Origin of the sequence: Sphingomonas sp. (assembly GCF_036387595.1) — a bacterium.
Taxonomy (GTDB): domain Bacteria; phylum Pseudomonadota; class Alphaproteobacteria; order Sphingomonadales; family Sphingomonadaceae; genus Sphingomonas.
The window spans coordinates 1-1627 of record NZ_DASVTL010000098.1; the positions used below are offsets into that span (position 1 = coordinate 1).

General features: G+C 66.4%; 2 protein-coding genes. One reads left to right on the plus strand and one right to left on the minus strand.

Translation table 11 applies throughout. From position 1 onward, the window contains the following. Positions 1–10 precede the first annotated feature (10 nt). A complete protein-coding gene (locus tag VF643_RS11720) occupies positions 11–1030 on the minus strand; it encodes a glycosyltransferase (RefSeq protein ID WP_331043575.1) in 1020 nt (339 codons plus the stop codon). A 270-nt stretch (positions 1031–1300) separates the two neighbouring features. Between VF643_RS11720 and VF643_RS11725 the strand changes: the two genes are divergently transcribed. Next, positions 1301–1627 (plus strand): YciI family protein (locus VF643_RS11725; RefSeq protein ID WP_331043576.1); only part of this gene is annotated, 327 nt, incomplete at its 3' end.

The window sequence follows — 1627 nt, forward strand, 5'->3', positions numbered from 1 at the left end:
AGTGGCGCCCTCATGCGGCACCTTCCAGCATGTCGGCGTCGAACGCGGTCAACACGATCTCGGCATGCGCCAAGGATATCTGACGCATGCCGCCCGGCGGTGCGCCGACGATGCACGCCGCAAAGGCGTCGGCATTGCGCGCCTGTCCCGCGGTGCGTTCGACATCGCTCCGGCTCAGGCCTAGCAGCTCGGCGAGCACCTGGAACTCGCCCGCCGCGAAACTCGCGCGTGCTCGTGCGTGCCGGTGATAGCGCCACGCTTCGTCTTCCGGGTGCGACACCGGCGCGGCAACGCGCGCAGCGTCGTGATCCGCAAGCATGGCCGCGAACCCGCCCTCCGCACGTCCCTGCCGCCGACCCGACGTCCGCACGACCACCCGCGCATCGCGCCGCAGCCGATACCCCTCACGCCACGCTCGATCTGCGAAATCTGCATCCTCGCCACGCGAAAGCGGGAGAAATCCGTCAAGGCTCCGACAGGCGTCCGCGCGAACCGCAAGGCTGGTCGCGGTCCAGTGATGGGTCGCGTCATCCTCCCATGCCACCGGGTCGATGCGACGGCGGTAACGATGAAGCCGATCGTAATAAGCGGCCAGTCGCTCGTGCAGCGATCCGGCGGCGGCGCTTGCGATGACGATCTTGCCCGCGACCAGATCGGCTCCCTCGAGCGCGGCGCAATTCGCTGCCACCCAGTCCACCGCCGGTTCGCTGTCGGCGTCGGTGCTGAGTATCACGCCCGGCGACAGCGACAGGGCAAGCGCGCCTGCAGCCGCCCGCGCCCGTCCGGCGTTGGGCGGCGCGACACCCGCACTGCACCCGATCTCGATCCTGTAGGGCAATGTCGGCGCGAGTTCCCGAACGATCGCGTAACTGTCATCGGTGCAGCTATCGAAGAACAGGGCCACGCCGAAGGTGGGAGCCTCGTACTGACGGGACAGCGCGCGGAGCAGCAGAGGAAGATGAGCGGCTTCATTTCGAACGGGTACGGCGATCCCGCACGCGGGCGTCCCGGTCAGTCTCGGCAATCGCAACCCGATCGATTCCAGTTGTAGCTCACCGACGTCTCCAGCTCATGATCTATGTTAACGAACGACTGGAGCTTTTGGTTTCTCTCGCGCGTATGCGACAACGCGTTCCAAGGCTGCGCAGGATCGGCAGATCGTTTAGGGCAGCCCGGCGTTCCCGCCTGGCGCCCCCCCCCGCCGGAACGGTGTGGTTGCTGCCCTGACATGTCACTTCCGGCCGGCCTGCGTTCGTCGTTATAACCGCCCGACGAACGTGGATGCCGAAGGAGAGCGACGATGCGCGTGATGGTGTTCGTTAAGGCGACCGAGGACAGCGAGGAGGGCATGAAGCCCTCGCCCCAGCTCAGCCAGATGTTCGTGGACATGGGCAAGTTCAACGAGGAACTAGTGAATGCCGGCATCCTGGTCGGCGGCGACGGGCTGAAACCCTCGTCGCAAGGCAAGCGCATCGCGTTCGACGGCCCCGGCCGCACGGTGATCGACGGTCCCTTCGCCGCCACACGCGAACTCGTGGCGGGCTACTGGCTCTGGGAAGTCAAAGACATGGACGAAGCGGTGGAGTGGGTGAAGCGCTGTCCCAATCCGATGTTCGGCCCGAGCGAG